The organism is Oleiphilus sp. HI0067 (assembly GCF_001635735.1).
The window spans coordinates 1-986 of sequence record NZ_LWFI01000394.1 but is presented as its reverse complement, the minus strand read 5'-3'; the positions used below and the strand labels follow the sequence as shown (position 1 = coordinate 986).

1 protein-coding gene is annotated in these 986 nt (G+C 40.6%); it reads right to left on the bottom strand.

The features are described from left to right. Window positions 1-21 precede the first annotated feature (21 nt). A complete protein-coding gene (gene yaaA, locus A3739_RS04690) occupies window positions 22-804 on the bottom strand; it encodes a peroxide stress protein YaaA (RefSeq protein ID WP_068500499.1) in 783 nt (260 codons plus the stop codon). Window positions 805-986 lie beyond the last annotated feature (182 nt).

Here is a 986-nt window from a genome sequence, read left to right as displayed (position 1 = left end):
GACATCATAGTTTCAATCTAATTATTTGGCTTTAGGCGGCTCATCTATGGTGAATACCCATGTATCTCCTTCACTAAGCTCCGTGTTAAACCTATAACCCTCATAGTCAAAGCCCTTTAATAACTCTACATCGGTAATATTCTTATCCGCTGCATATCGGACCATTAAGCCACGTGCTTTCTTGGCATAGAAGCTAACAATTTTGTATGCACCGTTTTTAAGATCCTTAAACACTGGCGTAATAATCCGCGCGTTTAGTTCTTTCTTATCTACTGCCTTAAAGTATTCATTTGACGCCAAATTTATAACCAAGCGCTCGGAATCACTTAAGTCTTCATTTAGGAGATTAGAGATCTCCGCCCCCCAGAATTTGTATAAATTCGGGCCACGATCATTCTGAAATTTAATGCCCATTTCTAGCCGATAGGCCTGCATTAAATCTAAGGGACGCAATAAACCATAAAGTCCAGACAATATCCGCACTTGGCTCTGTAAATACTCAACCTGTGGACCAGACATCGTCTCTACGTTTACCCCTGTATAGACATCACCTTTAAAGGCATAGACAGCTTGCTTTGAATTTTGAAGACTGAACGGTTGAGACCATGCAGCAAAGCGCTCAACATTTAATTCAGCAATAGTGTCACTGACGCCCATCAATGCCTTTACATCTGCTGCAGATAAATTTTTAGCGCCTTCAATTAGCTCCGCTGAATGATCAAGCATTCTTGGAGTCGTAAAATCATCCGTCAATGCAGCATTTTCGTAATCAAGCGTCTTAGCGGGTGACAATAAAAACAACATTCAACTCTTCCTCGTTCGTACACAATAATGCTCGAAGCTATGTCGAGCATTCTCTTAAAAAGTTATACAAGCCTTCAGGATCAAAAGGCCAATCCAATTCTTTCTTGGTATCCGAGTCAATAATTACGGGAATTCTATTACCGTAGACCTCTACCAAAGCAGCACTTGAAGCAATATCCAAA